Annotated in this window: 18 protein-coding genes and 1 pseudogene; 10 read left to right on the top strand and 9 right to left on the bottom strand. The window is 70.5% G+C overall.

Annotation, left to right across the window (positions count from 1 at the left end; translation table 11 throughout):
* Positions 1-61: 61 nt before the first annotated feature.
* The 3 genes from ACIBLA_RS23760 to ACIBLA_RS23750 all read right to left on the bottom strand — a co-directional run bounded on the left by ACIBLA_RS23760 (position 62) and on the right by ACIBLA_RS23750 (position 3,269).
* On the bottom strand, positions 62-916 hold the full coding sequence (locus ACIBLA_RS23760; RefSeq protein WP_363241028.1) for a carbohydrate ABC transporter permease: 855 nt from the start codon (positions 914-916) through the stop codon (positions 62-64).
* Positions 913-1,809 (bottom strand): sugar ABC transporter permease, encoded by an 897-nt coding sequence (locus tag ACIBLA_RS23755; RefSeq protein WP_363241027.1) that lies wholly within the window; start codon positions 1,807-1,809, stop codon positions 913-915. The genes ACIBLA_RS23760 and ACIBLA_RS23755 overlap by 4 nt, the downstream gene beginning before the upstream one ends.
* Positions 1,810-1,910: 101 nt before the next feature.
* Positions 1,911-3,269, bottom strand: coding sequence for an ABC transporter substrate-binding protein (locus ACIBLA_RS23750; protein WP_399199791.1), 1,359 nt, complete (start codon positions 3,267-3,269; stop codon positions 1,911-1,913).
* Between the two features lie 210 nt (positions 3,270-3,479).
* Here ACIBLA_RS23750 and ACIBLA_RS23745 point away from each other — a divergent pair, with 210 nt between their 5' ends.
* Positions 3,480-4,619, top strand: coding sequence for an ROK family transcriptional regulator (locus ACIBLA_RS23745; protein ID WP_363241025.1), 1,140 nt, complete (start codon positions 3,480-3,482; stop codon positions 4,617-4,619).
* Between the two features lie 279 nt (positions 4,620-4,898).
* Positions 4,899-5,024, top strand: a pseudogene (locus tag ACIBLA_RS23740) (nuclear transport factor 2 family protein); the annotation flags it as partial.
* Between the two features lie 84 nt (positions 5,025-5,108).
* Here the strand turns inward: ACIBLA_RS23740 and ACIBLA_RS23735 are convergent.
* Both ACIBLA_RS23735 and ACIBLA_RS23730 read right to left on the bottom strand, forming a co-directional pair.
* A complete protein-coding gene (locus ACIBLA_RS23735; protein ID WP_363241024.1) occupies positions 5,109-5,465 on the bottom strand; it encodes a pentapeptide repeat-containing protein in 357 nt (118 codons plus the stop codon).
* A gap of 19 nt (positions 5,466-5,484) precedes the next feature.
* Positions 5,485-5,718 carry a hypothetical protein gene (locus ACIBLA_RS23730; RefSeq protein ID WP_399199790.1) on the bottom strand — a complete coding sequence of 78 codons (234 nt, stop codon included), beginning with the start codon at positions 5,716-5,718 and terminating at the stop codon, positions 5,485-5,487.
* Positions 5,719-6,069: 351 nt separating this feature from the next.
* Here ACIBLA_RS23730 and mshD point away from each other — a divergent pair, with 351 nt between their 5' ends.
* The 7 genes from mshD to ACIBLA_RS23695 all read left to right on the top strand — a co-directional run bounded on the left by mshD (position 6,070) and on the right by ACIBLA_RS23695 (position 13,443).
* The gene (gene mshD / locus ACIBLA_RS23725) at positions 6,070-6,990 is read left to right on the top strand and encodes a mycothiol synthase (RefSeq protein WP_363241022.1); all 921 of its coding nucleotides are present in this window, start codon (positions 6,070-6,072) and stop codon (positions 6,988-6,990) included.
* A 103-nt stretch (positions 6,991-7,093) separates the two neighbouring features.
* Entirely contained in the window at positions 7,094-7,528 is a 435-nt protein-coding gene (locus ACIBLA_RS23720; RefSeq protein ID WP_363241021.1) for a GntR family transcriptional regulator, read from the top strand.
* A complete protein-coding gene (locus ACIBLA_RS23715; protein WP_399199789.1) occupies positions 7,525-8,424 on the top strand; it encodes an ABC transporter ATP-binding protein in 900 nt (299 codons plus the stop codon). The genes ACIBLA_RS23720 and ACIBLA_RS23715 overlap by 4 nt, the downstream gene beginning before the upstream one ends.
* A complete protein-coding gene (locus tag ACIBLA_RS23710; protein WP_363241018.1) occupies positions 8,421-9,449 on the top strand; it encodes a hypothetical protein in 1,029 nt (342 codons plus the stop codon). The genes ACIBLA_RS23715 and ACIBLA_RS23710 overlap by 4 nt, the downstream gene beginning before the upstream one ends.
* 259 nt (positions 9,450-9,708) lie before the next feature.
* On the top strand, positions 9,709-11,934 hold the full coding sequence (locus tag ACIBLA_RS23705) for an RNA degradosome polyphosphate kinase (protein WP_363241017.1): 2,226 nt from the start codon (positions 9,709-9,711) through the stop codon (positions 11,932-11,934).
* Positions 11,921-12,994, top strand: coding sequence for a CHAD domain-containing protein (locus ACIBLA_RS23700; protein WP_399199788.1), 1,074 nt, complete (start codon positions 11,921-11,923; stop codon positions 12,992-12,994). Before ACIBLA_RS23705 ends, ACIBLA_RS23700 begins: the two co-directional genes overlap by 14 nt.
* Positions 12,991-13,443 carry an NUDIX hydrolase gene (locus ACIBLA_RS23695; protein ID WP_399199787.1) on the top strand — a complete coding sequence of 151 codons (453 nt, stop codon included), beginning with the start codon at positions 12,991-12,993 and terminating at the stop codon, positions 13,441-13,443. Before ACIBLA_RS23700 ends, ACIBLA_RS23695 begins: the two co-directional genes overlap by 4 nt.
* On the opposite strand, the gene ACIBLA_RS23690 is transcribed toward ACIBLA_RS23695, so the two are convergent.
* The 4 genes from ACIBLA_RS23690 to ACIBLA_RS23675 form a co-directional block, all read right to left on the bottom strand.
* On the bottom strand, positions 13,340-13,759 hold the full coding sequence (locus ACIBLA_RS23690; protein WP_399199786.1) for a DUF6087 family protein: 420 nt from the start codon (positions 13,757-13,759) through the stop codon (positions 13,340-13,342). The genes ACIBLA_RS23695 and ACIBLA_RS23690 overlap by 104 nt on opposite strands.
* Positions 13,760-13,980: 221 nt before the next feature.
* Entirely contained in the window at positions 13,981-14,541 is a 561-nt protein-coding gene (locus ACIBLA_RS23685) for a hypothetical protein (protein ID WP_363241013.1), read from the bottom strand.
* 13 nt (positions 14,542-14,554) lie between these two features.
* Positions 14,555-15,007 carry a hypothetical protein gene (locus ACIBLA_RS23680; RefSeq protein WP_399199785.1) on the bottom strand — a complete coding sequence of 151 codons (453 nt, stop codon included), beginning with the start codon at positions 15,005-15,007 and terminating at the stop codon, positions 14,555-14,557.
* 105 nt (positions 15,008-15,112) lie between these two features.
* Positions 15,113-16,018, bottom strand: a complete 906-nt coding sequence (locus tag ACIBLA_RS23675) for a phosphotransferase family protein (protein WP_399199784.1) — start codon at positions 16,016-16,018, stop codon at positions 15,113-15,115.
* A gap of 236 nt (positions 16,019-16,254) precedes the next feature.
* Between ACIBLA_RS23675 and pstS the strand changes: the two genes are divergently transcribed.
* Positions 16,255-17,388 carry a phosphate ABC transporter substrate-binding protein PstS gene (gene pstS, locus ACIBLA_RS23670; RefSeq protein ID WP_363241010.1) on the top strand — a complete coding sequence of 378 codons (1,134 nt, stop codon included), beginning with the start codon at positions 16,255-16,257 and terminating at the stop codon, positions 17,386-17,388.
* Positions 17,389-17,510: the final 122 nt, after the last annotated feature.

Here is a 17,510-nt window from a genome sequence, read left to right as displayed (position 1 = left end):
TTGACTGTGACGGAGCTGGAGGCGAGTGCCGGCCGGCCGATGTGCGGCGGTGGCCGGGAGGTCAGCCCTTGACTGCGCCGGAGAGCATCCCGGCGATGAAGTGCCGCTGGAAGAAGAGGTAGACCGCGACGACGGGAGCGATGATGATGAGCGTGGCAGCGGACAGCAGCGGTACGTCGATGTTGTGCGCGCCGACGAAGAACCCGAGGCCGGCGGGGGCGGTGCGGCCGTCCGGGTCCTGGATGAGGATCAGGGCGAGCAGGAACTGGTTCCAGGCCCACAGGAAGTAGAGCAGTCCGAGGGTGATCAGGGCCGGGCGGGCGCAGGGCATGAGGATCCGCCACAAAGTGGTCCAGCTGCCGGCGCCGTCGACGGCGGCCGCCTCGACCATCTCCTTGGGCAGGGCGAGGAACTGCTCGCGCATCCAGAAGGCGCCGAAGGGCATGAACAGGCCGACCAGGGCGAGGATCAGGGCGAGCGGGGTGTCGGTGAGGCCGAGCGTACGCAGGTCGTAGTACAGCGGGACGACGGCCGCTTCGTAGGGCAGGGCGAGTCCAAGCATGATGAAGCCGAAGACGACCTTGCGGCCGCGGAACTCCATGGTGGCGAAGGCGTACCCGGCGAGGCTCGCGCAGACGAGCGCCAACGGGACAACGCCGAGCGCCACGACGGTGCTGTTGCGCAGGAGTTGACCGAAGCCCGCGGTCGACCACGCTTGGCCGAAGCTCGCCAGGGTGGGGTGGTCCGGCCACTGCAGGCCCGCCACGATGGTGCCGGGCGGGTTCAATGCGGCCAGGACGATGCCGGCGAAGGGAACGATGACGGCGATGACGAACGCCGTGATCACGGCCCGTCCGGCAAGACCTTCGAAGCGGTTCCCGCGGGCGGCCCGCTGGGGCTTTGCGTCGGTGCTCATGTCTGCTCCCGAGTGAGTCGGCTGATCGCGAGGACGACCAGTGCGACCAGCGCGCTCAGGACGACGGCCAGTGCGCAGGCGGAACCGACCTGACCGTCGGTGAAGGCAAGCCGGTAGATGAGGACACCGGGGACGGTGGTGGAGTCGCCCGGACCGCCGCCGGTGGTGACGTAGACGACGTCGAAGCTGGCCAGGGCCGCGATCACGGTGATGGTGAGGGCGATGCCGATCTCTGCGCGCAGGCCTGGCAGGGTGACGGCGAAGAACTCCCGTACGGGGCCGGCTCCGTCGATCCGGGCGGCCTCGTAGAGGCTGGTGTCGATCTTCTGGATGCCGGCCTGGAAGATGATCAGGCAGAGTCCGAGCATCACCCAGGTCCCGACCAGGCCGACGGCGACGTAAGCCCAGGTGAAGTCGCCGAGCCAGGCCCGCGTGATCGAGCCGAGGCCGACCGCCCGCAGGGCCTGGTTGACGATGCCGTCGGTGGAGTACATCCAGCGCCAGGTGACGCCGACGGCGACCAGCGGGACGACCTGCGGCAGGAAGAGGATGGTGCGACTGAGGGGATAGCGGCGGGCGCCTCGCCCGCCGATCACGGCCGCGAGCACCAGGCCGATGGCGATCGGCAGCAGCGAGTAGAAGCCGATGAAACCGAGTGCGTGCAGGATCGAGGTCCGCAGCGCGGGATCGGTGAGCACCTGACGGTAGTTGTCGAGTCCGGCCCAGGTGCCGGGGGTGACGCCGTCCCAGGTGAACAGGGACAGCCACATGGTGTGCAGCCACGGCAGGGCCACGAAGGCCGTATAGAGCGCGAGCGCGGGCGCGAGGTAGAGGTAGGCGGCGTTGCGGCCACGGCGTCGGCGGGGGCCGGTGCGCAGTGTGCGCGCAGGCATCTCCTTCCGCACCTGCGGCTGAGATCGCCGGTTGTGGGGCTCTTCCCCGGGAGTGCGGTAGCGGCGTGCGGCCGGCTGGTGCGGTTGCAGACGGGGGCTGCTCACTGTCGCCCTGTCTTCCAGTCGTTCTGCAGGGCGTTGAGGTAGGCGTCGGGTGTGATCTTCCCGGCGATGAGCTGTTGGCCCTGCGCGGTGAGCGTGTCGTTCATGGTGGCGTTGGTGTTGGCGAAGAAGTTGACCAGGCCGTCATCCTTGTTGATCTCGTCCCAGGACTTGGCGACGTCGTTCATGACGCTGCTGGGGTCGGCCTTGACCTGGTCGGCGTGGGCGACCGGGAGGAAGCCGGTGGCGAACTCGATCCGTGCGGCCTCGGGACTGTTCATGAAGTCGAGGAACGCCGCGGCGAGATCGGGGTTCTTCGCCTTGACCGGGATGGCGTAGGCCACGGAGGTGCCGATGCCCGTGGCCTTGCCGTCGGTGCCGGGGAAGGGGAAGAAGCCGGCCTTGCCCGGCAGGGCCTTGTCGATGATCTGGGCATCCCAGCTGCCGTCGAACAGGAACAGTCCCTCGCCCTTGGCGAAGGCCGCGACCGACCCGGGCAGGTCGGTACCGTTGGCGCCGTCCGGCAGGTAGCCCTTCTTCGCCCAGTCCGCCAGCGTGCCGGCCCCGTCCTTGCCGCCGGGGGTGAGGAGGGTCGAACCTGGCTTGCCGTTGACCCAGTCCCTGGTTGTGGCGGCGCCGTCGACGGAGTCAGTGACGGACTGCACGATGTAGGAGGAGTGGCCCCGCAGGGTGCCGAGCTGCACGGGGAGCTCGCCGGCCGCCTTGGCCTTGGCGAGGGCGGCGTCGAACTCCGCCCGGGTGGTCGGCTCGGGGATGCCGAGCCTCTTCGCGATCTCCTTGTTGTAGTACACGCCGACGACCGAGAACCCGGCCGACCCTGCCCACAGGTGCCCGGTGCCGAGCTGCTTGCCGTCGTCGCTGGAGCGCCACTGGTCGAGCTCGGCTTTCGGGTAGGTCTTGTCCCAGCCGTAGGCCTTGGCGTACGGGTCCAGGTTCCGTACGAGCTGGGCCTTGACGGTGGTGCCGAGCTTGTTGAGCAGGGCGAGATCCGGGGCGCTGTCCGAGGACAGCCTGAGGTTGAGGCTCTTGTCGTAGTCGTCCTGGGTGGCCGCGTACCGGAAGTCGACCTTGATGTTCGGGTGCTTTTCTTCAAACGCGGCGGCCAGCGCCTTGGTGATCCCGACGTTCTCGGAGCTCACGATGGTCAGCGTGGCAGGGCCGTCGGGCAGGGCCGTGGAGACGGGGCCGGAGGGGGCCGCACTCTTGGTGCCTCCTCCCGGGGTCAGGCCGCCACAAGCGGTCAGCCCGGCGGCGGCGGTGAGGCCGACGGCGGCGAGGAGGGCGCGGCTGAACACCGAGCGGCGGCCGACCAGTTGGTGGGAGGATCTTGCGGACATCGGGGCTCCTCAGTGCCTGGCGGGGAGGCCTAAGCGGCGGAAGTACTCGCCCGCACCAGCTTTACGTCGATCTGTTTCGTAAGTTGCCAGAGTATTAAGGGTGACCCAGGCTCGGGTCAATAGCAGTCAGCTAGAAATACGCCGCGTAGTTACGTAAGCTAGGCCAATGGCTGCCCCAAAAAGGCGGCACGACGCTGGAAGCGAGGTCTCGTGCACACTGCCCCCCTCTCCGGCGGTGATCCCACACTGCTGCGGCGCCTCAACGTGCGCGCCGTCCTGCGGGTGCTGCGCGGCTCGGAGTCGCTCACGCTCACCCAGATCGGCCGGGCCGCGTCGCTGTCCCGGCAGACCGTGGACGTCGCGATCACCGAGCTCGACCGGGAGGGCTGGATCGAGGAGGTCTCGCCCGAAAGCGGCATCGGTCGCCCCGCCCGCCGCTACCGCTTCCGCGCCGAGGCCGGATACGTTCTCGGACTCGACATCGGCGTGGGCCAGGCACGGATGATCCTGGCCAGCCTCGACGGCGCGGTCGCCGCCACACGGCGCACCGAGCTGCCACAAGATCTGGACGCACAGGGGCGGCACGACCTCGTCCGCGCGGCTGCTACCGGATTCCTGCGCGACAACGCCGTTCCGCACAGCCGACTCCACGGGCTGTGCCTGGGCATGCCCGGGATCATCGACTCCACCGGCCGTATCCGCCTTTCCATCTCGATCCCCGAGTGGACCGGGTTCGACCTCGCCCATGCGGCGAGCGAGTGGTTCGGCTGCCCCGCACATGTCGAGAACGACGCCAACCTCGCCACCCTGGCGGAGCACTGGCGCGGCGCCGCGCAGTCCACCGACGAATGCATCTGCATCCTCGCCGGGCGGCGGATCGGCGCCGGCCTCCTCCTCGGTGGCCGGCTCCATCGCGGCAGGAGCGGCGCGGCCGGTGAGATCGGCACGCTGGACGTCATCAACTGGGAGGGCAACGGCGTTGCCGCACTGCAGGACACCCACAACGAGGAACAGGTGTTCACCGATGCCGCCGCGGGCGAGGCGAAGGCCATCGAGCTCGTCGACCGCTTCGCCCGCAGCCTCGCCCACGGCGCCGCCGCCATGGCCCTCACCGTCAACCCCGACCTGGTCGTGATCGGCGGCGGCTACTCGTGGGCCGGAGAAACCCTGGCGGCACCACTGCGCCGACACCTCGAAGCACTGTGCCTGGACCCACCGCAGGTCGCCATCTCGATGCTGGGCGCCGAGGCCCCGGCACTCGGCGCCGTACGCCTGGCCCTCGACCACGCGGACGCCGAACTGTACGGCCTCCAGGGCCCGCCTCGCAGCAACCGGGCGAACGACGCTTAGAGCCTGTCGGGTGAAGCCTGAGATCCGCCTCACAGACGTGTCCCGGGCGGCCCCATCGGCACGCCGTACGACCGCACCGGTGAACTGCTGAGCTGGCTCGCGGCCCGGGCCGGCGATTTTCACCGAGTTCTCGACGGCACCGTGAACCTGGGGTGGATCCGCTTCTACGAGTCACACGAGGTCGAGCCGCTGGTGGTGCGTGAGGGTGCGGTCATCTGGCCGTCGTAGCGACGCTCGGGGCAGGAGGCACGTGTGGCTCACGTCGAAGACCAGATACGCGACTGGACGATGACGGCCGGGGGCGAGACCCAACAGCTGTGCTACGCCGACGTGTTGATCAAGCGGGGCAGCGAGTGGGCGTTCCAGACGATGATCCAGGGCGGCTGGGCCGACAACCTCAGCTGAGGAGCGCGGTGAGCGGTGAACCCGAATCGACAGGTCGACACCGGGCTTGGCTCCGGGAGTCTGCTACTCCCGGGGCGCCAGGGGCTACGAGAGCGAGGCAGGCAGCCGCGTCGTGCCGTCAACACGGGCCGAGTCAACCTGCTCCTTCGTCAGATTCTCCGCGCCGGACAGGTCCGCGTTCAGTAAGTCCGCGCCGGACAGACCCGCTTCAGACAGGCCCGCGCCGGTCAGGTCCGCGTTGGCCAAGGTCGTGCGGGACAGGGTCGCGCCGCCCAAAGCCGCCCCAGAGCCCAGCTTGCGGACAGGAGGTCGAGTCCGGGGAGTTCGGCGGCACGAAGGTCCGGTTGGAAGGTGCCGTCCCGAGTCGCGTCGCGGGCGGCCACGACGGTGAAAGCCGCGTGGACGTCGGGCGACGGGCAGGCGTGGGAGGCATACCGGCATTCGACCCCGAACCCCCGCTTCACCGCAGCGTTTTCGGTTCCACGTTCTCGTGTTCGTCGGGATGGGAGAGGCCAAACCGACCTCCGCCGGTCACGAGCACGGGACGCCCGTCGAGACGCGCCACCGTCGGCTTGGAGACGATCTCGTAAGCGTCCGCTTCGAGCTTCGGGCTTCTCTCGTCGCCCTCCTCCTCTTCCTCGAACCACACGCCGTTCTCGTAGTACCAGTCGTCTTCCGGGCCGGCGGCGTCCAACTCCAGGCAGCCGCCCCTCTTACCTGATCACGCCGCCTTGCCGGCGAGAGACGCCCCGTGGGCGCGAAACACCGCCCGCCTCAAGGGCGACGGTGTTGGCGGCGGTGGCCCCGGCCGGAAGGGCGGCGAGAATCCCGCCCGTGATGAACGCGACCAGCCGCTCCCGACCCGCGGCCCCAACTCATACGGCGCCCCGCCACCGCCCTCTCCCGTCTGCCGGACAAGGTGAAGGAGCTGATGCCCAGCGCCGACGATCTGTCGCGGATCGCCGACAAGGTCCTGCGGCCCGAGGCGGTCGACGAGCGCACGTGAAACCGGGGGAACGCGCGGTCGCGCCGTACCCTCGGAGGCATGACTGATACGGCAGCCCCCGATCCGGGCCGACAGATCGAGACCCTTGACGAGATGACCCCCGAGCAGGCTCGGGCCGTCCTCGAACTGCTCGACGCGGCAGCCCGGTCCGACGGGGTGCAGGCCGTGTCCGAGCAGGGGCGGTTGCAGTTGCGGGGCGGGCCCCGGGTCGGGGTGCGGCATCTTCTGCTGACCGTCGGTGGGGAGCTGACGGGGTACGCCCAGCTGGAGGACACCGATCCCGTCGAGGCGCCGGCCGCCGAGCTGGTCGTGCATCCCTCGCACCGGGGGCGCGGGCACGGGCGGGCGCTCGGGGCCGCGTTGCTGGCCGCCTCCGGGAAGCGGCTGCGGGTGTGGGCGCACGGCGGCAAGTCGGCCGCGCGGCATCTGGCACAGGTGCTCGGGCTGTCGATGTTCCGTGAACTGCGCCAGTTGCGGCGGCCGTTGGAGCCCCTGGACATCGCCGAGCCGGTCCTGCCCGAGGGTGTCACCGTCCGTACCTTCGTACCCGGCCAGGACGAGGCCGCCTGGCTCGCCGTCAACGCCGCCGCCTTCGCCCACCACCCCGAGCAGGGCGGACTCACCGAGCGCGATCTCGCCGACCGCGAGGCCGAGCCGTGGTTCGATCCGAAGGGCTTCTTCCTGGCCGAGCGGGACGGCCGGCTCGTGGGCTTCCACTGGACCAAGGTGCACGCCGCCGAACACCTCGGCGAGGTGTACGTCGTCGGCATCAGTCCCGACGCGCAGGGCGGCGGCCTCGGCAAGGCGCTCACCGCGATCGGGCTGCGGCACCTGGCCGCGCAGGGCCTGCCGACGGCGATGCTCTACGTCGACGCGGACAACACGGCCGCCGTGACGGTCTACGAGCGCCTGGGCTTCACGACGCACGAGGTGGACCTCATGTACCGGACGGAGTCGTAAACCGGAAGCACCTGGTCAAGTAGGCGGATGGGGCGGTGGAGTTGACACCGCCCCTTCTTCGTTCCATGCTTTCACTACTTCCCTAGTGAAAGGGTGCTTGCGGGTGATCGAATACCGCATCGACCGGCGCAGCGGTGTCTCCACGTACCTCCAGATCGTCCAGCAGACCAAACAGGCGCTGCGGCTCGGCCTGCTGGAGCCCGGCGACAAACTGCCCACGGCACGCGAGGTCGTGGAAGCCACGGCCATCAATCCCAACACCGTCCTCAAGGCCTACCGCGAGCTGGAACGCGAGGGCCTGGCCGAGGGCCGCCGCGGGCTCGGCACCTTCGTACGCGGCACGCTCGGCGGCGGTGACTCGGCCGACCACCGCGCACTGCGCGACGAATTGCGGGCCGAACTCGCCGCATGGACCGAACGGGCCCGCGCGGGCGGCCTGGAGAAGGACGACGTCACCGCGCTCTTCACCGCCGTCGTCGACGAACGCTTCACCACCCACCATCAGAACCAGCATCAGCAGCAGGGGGAACACTCATGACAGCCGCGGCGATCGAGGCGACCGGCCTCGGCAAGCGCTACCGGAGGAAGGGCCGTTGGGCCCTGCGCGACTGTTCCTTCCGGGTGCCCGCCGGCCGTATCTGCGCCCTCGTCGGCCCCAACGGCGCCGGCAAGTCCACCCTCCTCGCCCAGGCCGCGGGACTGCTCCCGGCCACCGAGGGCAACGTCCGCGTGCTCGGCGAGCACCCGGCCGACGCCCGCGACCGCATCGCGTACGTCGCCCAGGACAAGCCGCTGTACGGGCAGTTGACGATCCGCGACACCCTGCGCATGGGGTACGAGCTGAACCCCGGCCGCTGGGACATGGAGACCGCCGAGCGGATCGTCACCGAGGGACGGCTCGACCCCGGCGTACGCGTCCGTACGCTCTCCGGCGGCCAGCGCACCCGCGTCGCGCTCGCCCTCGCCCTCGGCAAACGCCCCGAACTGATGCTGCTGGACGAGCCGATGGCCGACCTCGACCCGCTCGCCCGCCACCAGCTGATGGGCACGCTCATGGCCGAGGCGGCGGAGCACGACACCACGGTCGTGATCTCGTCCCACATCCTCACCGAACTCGAAGGCACCTGCGACTACCTGCTGCTCGTCGACGGCGGGCACATCCGCCTCGGTGGCGAGACCGAGGACCTGCTGACCGCGCACCGGCTGGTCACCGGCCCCGTACGCGACCTCGCGCCGCACACGGTCGTGGAGTCCCGCACCACCGGCCGCCAACTGACCGCGCTGATCCGCCCCGAAGGCCCGGTCGACGCCGACTGGCAGTCCCTGCACCCCACGCTGGAGGACCTGTTGCTCGCCCATCTGCGCTCACCCGAGGCGCCCATACTCCTCACCCCCAGCGCCGAGCAGCACAGCCCCACGGCGGTGACGGCATGAGCGCGCTCCTCGAACGGCCACCGGCACCCGCACCGGCGTCGGCGCGCACCGCGCTGCGCGGTCCGCTCTGGGTGTCCGTACGACAGCACCGCACCGCCCTGCTGATCGCCGCCGCCGCGGTGCTCGTCGGCGCGCTGATCCTGGTCGCGTACCGGATCTGGGCCGGCAGCGTCACGGACGACTTCGCGGCTACGGGCTGCAAACCCGACGGCCCCAACGGGCCGGACTGCTCCCAGGTCGCCCGCGACTTCAGCGACGACATGAACTCCTTCCACTATGTGATGGGGTACGGAAGCCTCTTCCTCCAGCTGCTGCCGATGGTGCTGGGTGTGTTCGTCGCGGGTCCCGTGGTCGCGCGGGAGCTGGAGTCGGGGACGTACAAGCTGGCCTGGACCCAGTCCGTCAGCCCGGCCCGCTGGCTGACCGCGAAGCTATTGCCCTTCGCGGTGCCGGTGCTGCTGCTCGTCCCGGTGCTGACGGCCGTCCGTGCCTGGACCGCGTCGTCCCTCCCGGACAACACCGCGTACGACCCGCGGCCGTGGTACGAGATCACCACATATCTCTCGCTCGGCACCCTCCCCCTGGCGTACGCCCTGTTCGGGATCGCGGCCGGAGCGCTCGTCGGGCTGCTGGCCGCGCGTACCGTCCCCGCGATGTCCGTCACCCTGCTCGCGTTCGGTGGGGTGTATCTGGCTCTGAACGGTGCACGGGAGCACCTGTGGCCCACGGCGTTCGCCACCACCCCTCTGGATTCGCCGGGCCCGGTCGGCGGCTCCACCGAGTGGTGGTTGGAAGGCGGAGTGATCATGGCCAACGGCGACCGCCGCTCCGGCCCGCAGTGCGTCTCCGTCGACCCGGACATGCCCGCGTGCCTGGCGGACCGCGGCGCCACGGGCCGGTACGCCGAGTACCACCCCGCCTCGCACTTCTGGCCGCTCCAGCTCGTCGAGACCGGCATCGTGCTGGTGCTGGCCGCGGCGTGTGTCTTCGCCGCGTTCAAGGTGTTGCGCCGACGCCACGCCTGACCCCCGGCCAGGGGCGCAGACACGGGGGTCCCGTCCGCCACGGGGAAGCGGATGGGACCCCCGTACCCCCGCGGGCGCCGCCCCGCCACGCCCCGCCCCGCTTCCCTGTACGTCATGTCGCCGTTACCGGCCATTCAGACGAGGTTGCGACCCTCGCGGAATGCACCCCGCTGTGCCCCCCACTCCCAACGGCAGGTTCCGCCTCGCCCCCGCGGTCTCCGACGCGCCCGTCGTGCCTTCCGCGCGGAACAATGGAGGTATGAGCCAGCAGCCCGCCGAGACCCCGGTCCACCCGCAGCCGTCCGTCGGTTCCATCGCCGCACACCGGCCGCACGCGGTGGCCGCCGCCGTGTCCGACCTGGAGCCCGATCTCGACTCCGATCTCGACGCGTACGAGCAGGACGACGGCCCGCAGGGCGGGGAGCTGCCCCAGGGCCGTTTCCTCGACCGTGAGCGCAGCTGGCTCGCCTTCAACGAGCGCGTACTGGAACTGGCCGAGGACCCGGCCACCCCGCTGCTCGAACGGGCGAACTTCCTCGCCATCTTCGCGTCCAACCTGGACGAGTTCTTCATGGTCCGCGTCGCGGGCCTGAAGCGCCGCATCGCGACCGGCGTCGCCACCCGTTCGGCCTCAGGCCTCCAGCCCCGCGAAGTTCTCGACCTGATCTGGACCCGGTCGCGCGAGCTGATGGCCCGGCACGCCGCCTGCTTCCAGCAGGACGTCTCCCCCGCGCTCGCCGACGAGGGCATCCACGTGATCCGCTGGGACGACCTCACGGAGAAGGAGCAGGCGCGCCTCTTCACCCTGTTCCGGCAGCAGATCTTCCCCGTCCTGACGCCGCTGGCCGTGGACCCGGCGCACCCCTTCCCGTACATCTCGGGGCTCTCCCTCAATCTCGCGGTCGTCGTCCGCAACCCCGTCAGCGGCCACCGCCACTTCGCCCGCGTCAAGGTCCCGCCTCTGCTGACGCGCTTCCTGGAGGCGTCCCCACAGCGGTACGTGCCGCTGGAGGACGTCATCGCGGCGCACCTGGAGGAGCTGTTCCCGGGCATGGAGGTCCTGGCGCACCACATGTTCCGGGTCACCCGCAACGAGGACCTGGAGGTGGAGGAGGACGACGCGGAGAATCTCCTCAAGGCGCTGGAGAAGGAGCTGACGCGGCGCCGCTTCGGCCCGCCCGTGCGGCTGGAGGTCGAGGAGTCGATCGACCCGTACGTGCTTGACCTGCTGGTCCGCGAGCTGAAGGTGTCGGACGCCGAGGTGTATCCGCTGCCGGGGCCGCTGGATCTGACCGGTCTGTTCGGGATAGTCAAGCTCGACCGGCCGGAGCTGAAGTTCCCCAAGTTCATCGCGGGCACGCACCGCGACCTCGCGGAGGTGGAGTCGGCGTCGGCGCCGGACATCTTCGCGGCGCTGCGGGAGCGCGACGTACTGCTGCACCACCCGTACGACTCGTTCTCCACCTCCGTCCAGGCGTTCCTGGAGCAGGCGGCCGGCGACCCGGAAGTGCTGGCGATCAAGCAGACGCTCTACCGGACGTCCGGCGACTCCCCGATAGTCGACGCCCTGATCGACGCCGCCGAGTCGGGCAAGCAGGTCCTGGTCCTCGTGGAGATCAAGGCCCGCTTCGACGAGCAGGCGAACATCAAATGGGCGCGCAAGCTCGAAGAGGCCGGCTGTCATGTCGTGTACGGGCTGGTCGGGCTCAAAACGCACTGCAAGCTGTCGCTCGTGGTCCGGCAGGAGGGCGAGACCCTGCGCCGCTACAGCCACGTCGGCACCGGCAACTACCACCCGAAGACGGCACGGCTCTACGAGGACCTGGGCCTGCTCACGGCGGACCCGCACGTCGGGGCGGACCTCTCCGACCTCTTCAACCGGCTGTCGGGATACTCACGGCGCGAGACCTACCGCCGGCTGCTCGTCGCGCCCAAGTCGCTGCGCGACGGGCTGATCACCCGGATCAACAAGGAAGCGGCGCACCACCGTTCGGGCCGCCCCGCCTACGTACGCATCAAGGTCAACTCGATGGTCGACGAGGCCGTGATCGACGCGTGCTACCGCGCGGCGCAGGCAGGCGTGCCGGTGGACATCTGGGTGCGGGGCATCTGCGCCGTGCGCCCCGGCGTGCACGGCCTGTCGGAGAACATCCGGGTGCGCTCCGTCCTCGGGCGCTTCCTCGAACACTCCCGGATCTTCGCCTTCGGCAACGGCGGCGAGCCCGAAGTGTGGTTCGGCAGCGCCGACATGATGCACCGCAACCTCGACCGCCGTATCGAGGCCCTGGTACGGGTCACCGACCCGGCGCACCGCGCGGCCCTCACCCGGCTCCTGGAGACCGGCATGGCGGACAACACCGCCTCCTGGCATCTGGGCCCCGACGGGGACTGGACCCGGCACTCCGTCGACGCGGACGGGCAGCCGCTCAGGCACGTACAGGAAATGCTCATTGACGCCCGGAGGCGCCGGCGTGCAGCACCATGAAGCAGACACCGCCGGCTCGGTCGGTACGGCTCGGCCCGCACCCCCCGACGACGCCTTCGAGGCGACCGCCGGGCAGCTGCTCGCCGGGTATCTGAACACCCGCTGCGGGGACTTCCTGCGCAGCCTGCGGCTGTACGGGGAGAGCGGTTCGGACACGGCGGCGGCCGAGGAGGCCGCGTCGGCGCTGCGCTGCTCGGCGCGGCGGATCGCGGCCGGTCTGCACACGTTCCGGGTGCTGCTGGACCCGGTGTGGGCGGACCAGCTCCGTACGGAACTGGGCTGGCTGTCCGGCACACTCGCGCAGGAGTACGCGTGCACGGCACGGCTCCACCGGCTGGTGTCGGCGCTGGTGCGGCTGTCGGGCGCGGGTACGGCGCCTGCCGCCCGTAACGGCGAGAGCGGCCCGGAGGCCTCCGACGCGTCGGCCGCGGGGGCGCTCACCGTCGGGGCGTCGCGCGCCGGGGCGCTGCTGGAGCGGCAGTTGACGCTCGCGCGTACGCGGTCGCACTCGGCCGCGCTCCAGGCGCTGGGCTCGTCCCGCTTCCACGCGGTGGCCGACGCCGTCGCCGTACTGGCCTCCGAGGTCCCGCTGGCGTCGGTCGCCGGCGCGCCCGCCGCCGAGATCCTGGCGGCGCCGCAGAGCGCGGCCGAACGGCGGCTGCTCGACGCCGTGTCCGCGCTGCCCCTGTCGCGCGCCGCGCACCCGTACAACGCGGAGGCCCTGGTCCACGGCCTCTCCACGCCCTCCGACGGCGAGGCCCAGGACGCCCCGTGGCACCAGGTGCGGCTGCTGCTCAGGCTGCACCGGTACGCCCAGGAGGTCCGGCCCACGGGCGGGGCCCCGGACACGGTGCTCGCCGAGGCGGGCCGTGCACTGGACCGGCACCGCGACGCGGCCGAGGCGGCGGCGGCAGCGGCGAACGCGGCCCGTACGCCGCGGATCGCCCCGGCGACGGCGTACGCGCTCGGTGTGCTGCACGCGGACCAGCGGCACGAGGTGGAGGCGGCGCGCTTCGAGTTCCAGCGGATCTGGGGGCGGAGGGCGGTGACCGCGCCGTGAGCGAGAGCGCCGGCAGCGGCAGGACGGGAACCGTCCTGGCTGCGGGCTGCGTGCTGTGGCGGAAGTCGCCCTACTCGGCCGATGACACGGAGATCTGCCTGGTCCACCGGCCGAAGTACGACGACTGGTCCCATCCGAAAGGCAAGCTGAAGCACGCGGAGGACGCCCTCACGGGGGCGCTGCGCGAGGTCCTGGAGGAGACGGGCCACCACTGCTCCCCCGGCGCCCGGCTCGGCACGGTCAGCTACCTGGCCAACGGCCGCCCCAAGCAGGTCATTTACTGGGCGGCGGAGGTGACGGACGGTGCCTTCGAACCGAACCACGAAGTGGACCGCATCCTCTGGCTCACCCCGCCCACGGCCCGCGACCTCCTGACCCAGCCGCGCGACCGCCTGCTGGTCGACGCGCTGCTGAACTCACTGCCGACGAGGGGCGCGCCGGAGGCTTAAGCCCTGTCGGACCAGGGCGCCTGGGGTTCCGGTGCCTGCCGGTGCCTGAGCCGGGCGGCTTGGGCACTCGCGGCACTCGCCCCGAGGCCGGAGGCTCACTGGCCTCGGGGTACAGGAGGCGTTTCGTCTCGGTGAGGTTGGACGCGAATCCGTGAGGCTCCCAGGAATGCCCGTTCCATCTCTGGATGGCGCGGGGCGCGTCCGGGTTCAGATGCGAGCCCTTGGGGCCGTCGCCTGAGGCGAGGGGAACAGCGCGAAGCCGCCCGATCTTCGCGTCACGGCGCTCCGCCCACTCCGACAGCGGTTCGTCGTCCATCTCGCTTCCCTACAGTTCGGCGACTGCTCTGCCAGGAGAGTGGGAACGGGCGGTCCCGCATGAGGAGTACGAGCCGTCCTGAACCACGAGTGAAACAGGCATCGTTCCCTCGTGGCCCCATCGCCGTCGCCGTCGCCGCTTAGCGTTCAACAAGCCACGTGCAGCGCCGTGCGCACCGACCGGCCGGAGCGCACACCCCGGACGCGGTTTCGGCCTCGGGATCAGTCCTTGACGTCCTCGACAGAAGTCGGGCCCAGCTGCTGGGCGCTGGCGTACTCCGGCATCGTCATGGGCCTGTCGAACAGGAAGAACGACTGGTTCGTCCCGACCGTGAACTCCATGAAAACACCGGTCGTGGCATCGAAGCCGTAGTACGTGTCGCACATCGAGCCCGACGAGTACGTGCCGTCCATACCCGGCAGCGACACGACCGCGGTGCCGTTGGTCGAGCGGTCCACCTTCTCCGTCGGCGTGAGCATCTGGCAGCGCGCGACCGGCATGCCCTTCATGACGAAGTACCCGTACTCGCCCTTGCCGTTCTGGATGTAGACGTAACTCAGCTTTCCCCGCTTGCCCCACGTCTTCACCCACTGGTTGATGGCCTCGCGGGTCGGCGAGTACTCCATCCTCCCGGCGGGCTGGTTCGCCACGAGTTGGTCGTAGCTCTTCTCCTTGGCCTTGGTCTCCTTGCCCCGGCTGGAATCGTCCTCGCAGGCGGTCAGGCCCACCGCCAGGGTGAGCGCCGCCATTGAAGCCACGACGGTGCGTGTGATCGTGTTCATGCTGTACTGCCCCCTATCCCGGGATGGCGCAGGTGGTTTTGCCGGCATCGGCGTCCAGGCGGTACGGCAGATCCCGGTCACGGAACGGCGCGCGGTGCTCTTGGGCGGCCTTTGAGTTGTAGTCGTTGATCGACTCGATCCGCGACGCCTTCAGCGCCGTGACCGACTGGTCGATCTGCGTCCTGCGGACCTCCGAAGCGGACCCCCGCTCCTCCTTGAGCGCCTGGATCGCACCCTCGGCGTTCTGCGCGGCCTCGCACAGATCGAAGAACTCCTGGTAGGTCGACTGCCGGAAGGCGGCCGACCCGACGGTGTTCTCCCGCTCCTGCGCCTCCCCACGGAACGGGGCGGTGATCCATCCCGCGCCCCCGAAGACGAACGTGCCGATCACACCCAGCACCGCCAGGGCGACGATCCCGCCGCCGATCCATGTGCTGACCCGTACTCCTTCTCGTACAACCCCCATCACTTTCCCTCCCTCGGTGGACCGACGGCCGGTCCTTCGAGTGTGGGCGCCCCTCAACCGCCCCACCATGGAGAGGAGTTGGAAACTGGATGTACGACGCTCCGGCTACGCGAGCCCCGACCACGGCTCGGGCGGCGAGGAGGCGAAGAACCGCAGGATGCCGAGCAGCCGGGCGGCCGGGGGCGCCGTCCAGTGACGCTCGTCAGGAACCGGCGCGGGGTTCTTCAGGCGGGCGAGCGCCCACGTGAGGTGGTAGCGCAGTACGCGCGCCTCCCAGGCGTACGAGTCGTACGGGCCGTCTTCGGAGGCCCCGCCGCCCTCCCGGTAGCCGTCGAGCATCGCCGGAACGCCCCACAGCGGCGTCTTGGCGAACTCGACCGCCGGGTCCGCCCACATCGCGTCGCCCCAGTCGACGATCCCCGTGAGCGTGAGTGTGCGCGCGTGCGACCCCGACCCCGCGCCCGGCGTCACGAGCAGATTCTGCGGGGCGATGTCACCGTGCACCAGAACCCGCGACGCCCCACCGGCAATCCGCTCCGCGAGCCGGTCGAACCAGCCCCGCAGCCAGCGCGCGGCCTCCGCGTCGAGCATGCCGTCCGCCAGCAGACCGTCGACCAGCCGGTGCGGGGCTCCGGCGTCGGGGTCGTACTCCACCGGCACGCCGGCCAACTCCCCCACGCCCGCGGGTGTCACCCGGTGCAGCCGGGCCAGCTCCCGCCCCACCTCACGGAAAACGCCCTCCCGCAAGACACCCTCCGCGCCCGCCCCGATCCCGTGACGGCCCGCGAGGTCCACCCCCGGCGCCCGCTCCAGCACCATGTACGGCACGTCCACGTCCGTACGACTGTCGTCGAAGGTGACCAGCGCCGGCGTCAGCACCCCCGCCGCCCGCGCGACGGGAATCACCGCCGCCTCCTTCACCAGGTCCGCGACGGACGCCTCCGTACGCGGCACACGCAGCACCAGGTCCGGCCCCAGGAGCCACACCCGGTTCGCGACCCCGGATTCCATGGGGCGCACTTTCTCGGCGGTCACGCCGTGTCGAGCACCGATCACGGCCGCAGCCGCACCAGGCTGTCCGTCACGGTTCACCTCCCGTTCACTCCCACCCGTCGGCGGCTTCACCTGATCTGCCTAATTTCGGCCTTACAAACGGTGACCGGCACACCGCCGGACCCACCACATCGACGCACGCCGCCGCAGAAGTGCACATCGCACACAGGCGGCTTCTGGAAGGAACACCCGAAGTGAAGCTTCAGCGCAAGAACCGGCTGCGCGCCACCGCGCTCGGTGCTCTCGCCGTCTCCGGCGCCCTGGTTCTCACGGCGTGCGGCTCGGACGACAACACGAAGGCCTCCGGCACGGGCGACAAGACCGCCGCCGCCTCCAGCATCAAGTGTGACGACGCCAAGGGCCAGATCCTTGCCGCCGGATCGAGTGCCCAGAAGAACGCGATGGACCTCTGGGTCAAGAACTTCCAGCAGGCCTGCGCGGGCGTCGAGATCAACTACCAGCCGATCGGTTCCGGCGGTGGCATCACCAAGTTCACGCAGGGCCAGGTCGCCTTCGCGGGCTCCGACTCCGCGCTGAAGCCCGAGGAAGTCAAGGCCTCCGAGGCGATCTGCAAGGGCGGCAAGGGCATCAACCTCCCGATGGTCGGCGGCCCCGTCGCCATCGGCTTCAACGTGCCCGGCGTCGACAGCCTCGTCCTGGACGGCCCGACCCTCGCGAAGATCTTCGACTCGAAGATCACCAAGTGGAACGACAAGGCGATCGCGGACCTCAACCCCGACGCCAAGCTCCCGGCCACCGCGATCCAGGCCTTCCACCGCTCGGACGAGTCGGGTACGACGCAGAACCTGAACAAGTACCTCAAGGCCGCGGCCCCGGCCGACTGGAAGTACGACGACAGCTCGAAGTCGTGGGAGGCCAAGGGCGGCCAGGCCGCGAGCGGTTCCTCCGGCGTCGCCTCCAGCGTCAAGGACACCGAAGGCGCCATCGGCTACTTCGAGCTCTCCTACGCGACCGCCAGCAACCTGACCACGGTCAAGGTCGACACGGGCGCCGGTGCGCCGGTCGAGGCCACCACGGAGAACGCCTCCAAGGCCATCGCCGCCGCCAAGGTCAAGGGCACCGGCAGTGACCTGGCCCTGGAGCTGGACTACGCCACCAAGGCCGAGGGTGCCTACCCGATCATCCTGGTGACGTACGAGATCGCCTGCGACAAGGGCAACAAGGCCGAGACCCTGCCCAGCGTCAAGGCGTTCCTCAACTACACCGTCAGCGACGAGGGCCAGAAGGTCCTGAGCGAGGCCGGCTACGCGCCGCTCCCGACCGAGATCGCGGCCAAGGTCCGCGAGATCGTCCCCACCCTGTCCTGACCCCCGGACGTGGGGGGGGGGGGGGGGGGGGGGGGGGGGGGGGGGGGGGGGCGGGGGGGGCCGCCCCCCCCCCCCCCCCCCCCCCCCCCCCCCCCCCCCGGGGCCCCCCCCCCCCCACCCCC

The sequence above is a fragment of the Streptomyces sp. NPDC050433 genome, assembly GCF_044458565.1.
Taxonomy (GTDB): domain Bacteria; phylum Actinomycetota; class Actinomycetes; order Streptomycetales; family Streptomycetaceae; genus Streptomyces.
This window is presented reverse-complemented; position numbering and strand designations above follow the sequence as displayed.

Bases quoted from the DNA above. Each gene is read 5' to 3' on its own strand.
- ACIBLA_RS23760 (WP_363241028.1), bottom strand. From the start codon at position 916: ATGAGCACCGACGCAAAGCCCCAGCGGGCCGCCCGCGGGAACCGCTTC.
- ACIBLA_RS23755 (WP_363241027.1), bottom strand. From the start codon at position 1,809: ATGCCTGCGCGCACACTGCGCACCGGCCCCCGCCGACGCCGTGGCCGC.
- ACIBLA_RS23750 (WP_399199791.1), bottom strand. From the start codon at position 3,269: ATGTCCGCAAGATCCTCCCACCAACTGGTCGGCCGCCGCTCGGTGTTC.
- ACIBLA_RS23735 (WP_363241024.1), bottom strand. From the start codon at position 5,465: ATGCCGGTATGCCTCCCACGCCTGCCCGTCGCCCGACGTCCACGCGGC.
- mshD (WP_363241022.1), top strand. From the start codon at position 6,070: ATGACTGATACGGCAGCCCCCGATCCGGGCCGACAGATCGAGACCCTT.
- ACIBLA_RS23715 (WP_399199789.1), top strand. From the start codon at position 7,525: ATGACAGCCGCGGCGATCGAGGCGACCGGCCTCGGCAAGCGCTACCGG.
- ACIBLA_RS23710 (WP_363241018.1), top strand. From the start codon at position 8,421: ATGAGCGCGCTCCTCGAACGGCCACCGGCACCCGCACCGGCGTCGGCG.
- ACIBLA_RS23705 (WP_363241017.1), top strand. From the start codon at position 9,709: ATGAGCCAGCAGCCCGCCGAGACCCCGGTCCACCCGCAGCCGTCCGTC.
- ACIBLA_RS23690 (WP_399199786.1), bottom strand. From the start codon at position 13,759: ATGGACGACGAACCGCTGTCGGAGTGGGCGGAGCGCCGTGACGCGAAG.
- ACIBLA_RS23685 (WP_363241013.1), bottom strand. From the start codon at position 14,541: ATGAACACGATCACACGCACCGTCGTGGCTTCAATGGCGGCGCTCACC.
- ACIBLA_RS23680 (WP_399199785.1), bottom strand. From the start codon at position 15,007: ATGGGGGTTGTACGAGAAGGAGTACGGGTCAGCACATGGATCGGCGGC.
- ACIBLA_RS23675 (WP_399199784.1), bottom strand. From the start codon at position 16,018: ATGGAATCCGGGGTCGCGAACCGGGTGTGGCTCCTGGGGCCGGACCTG.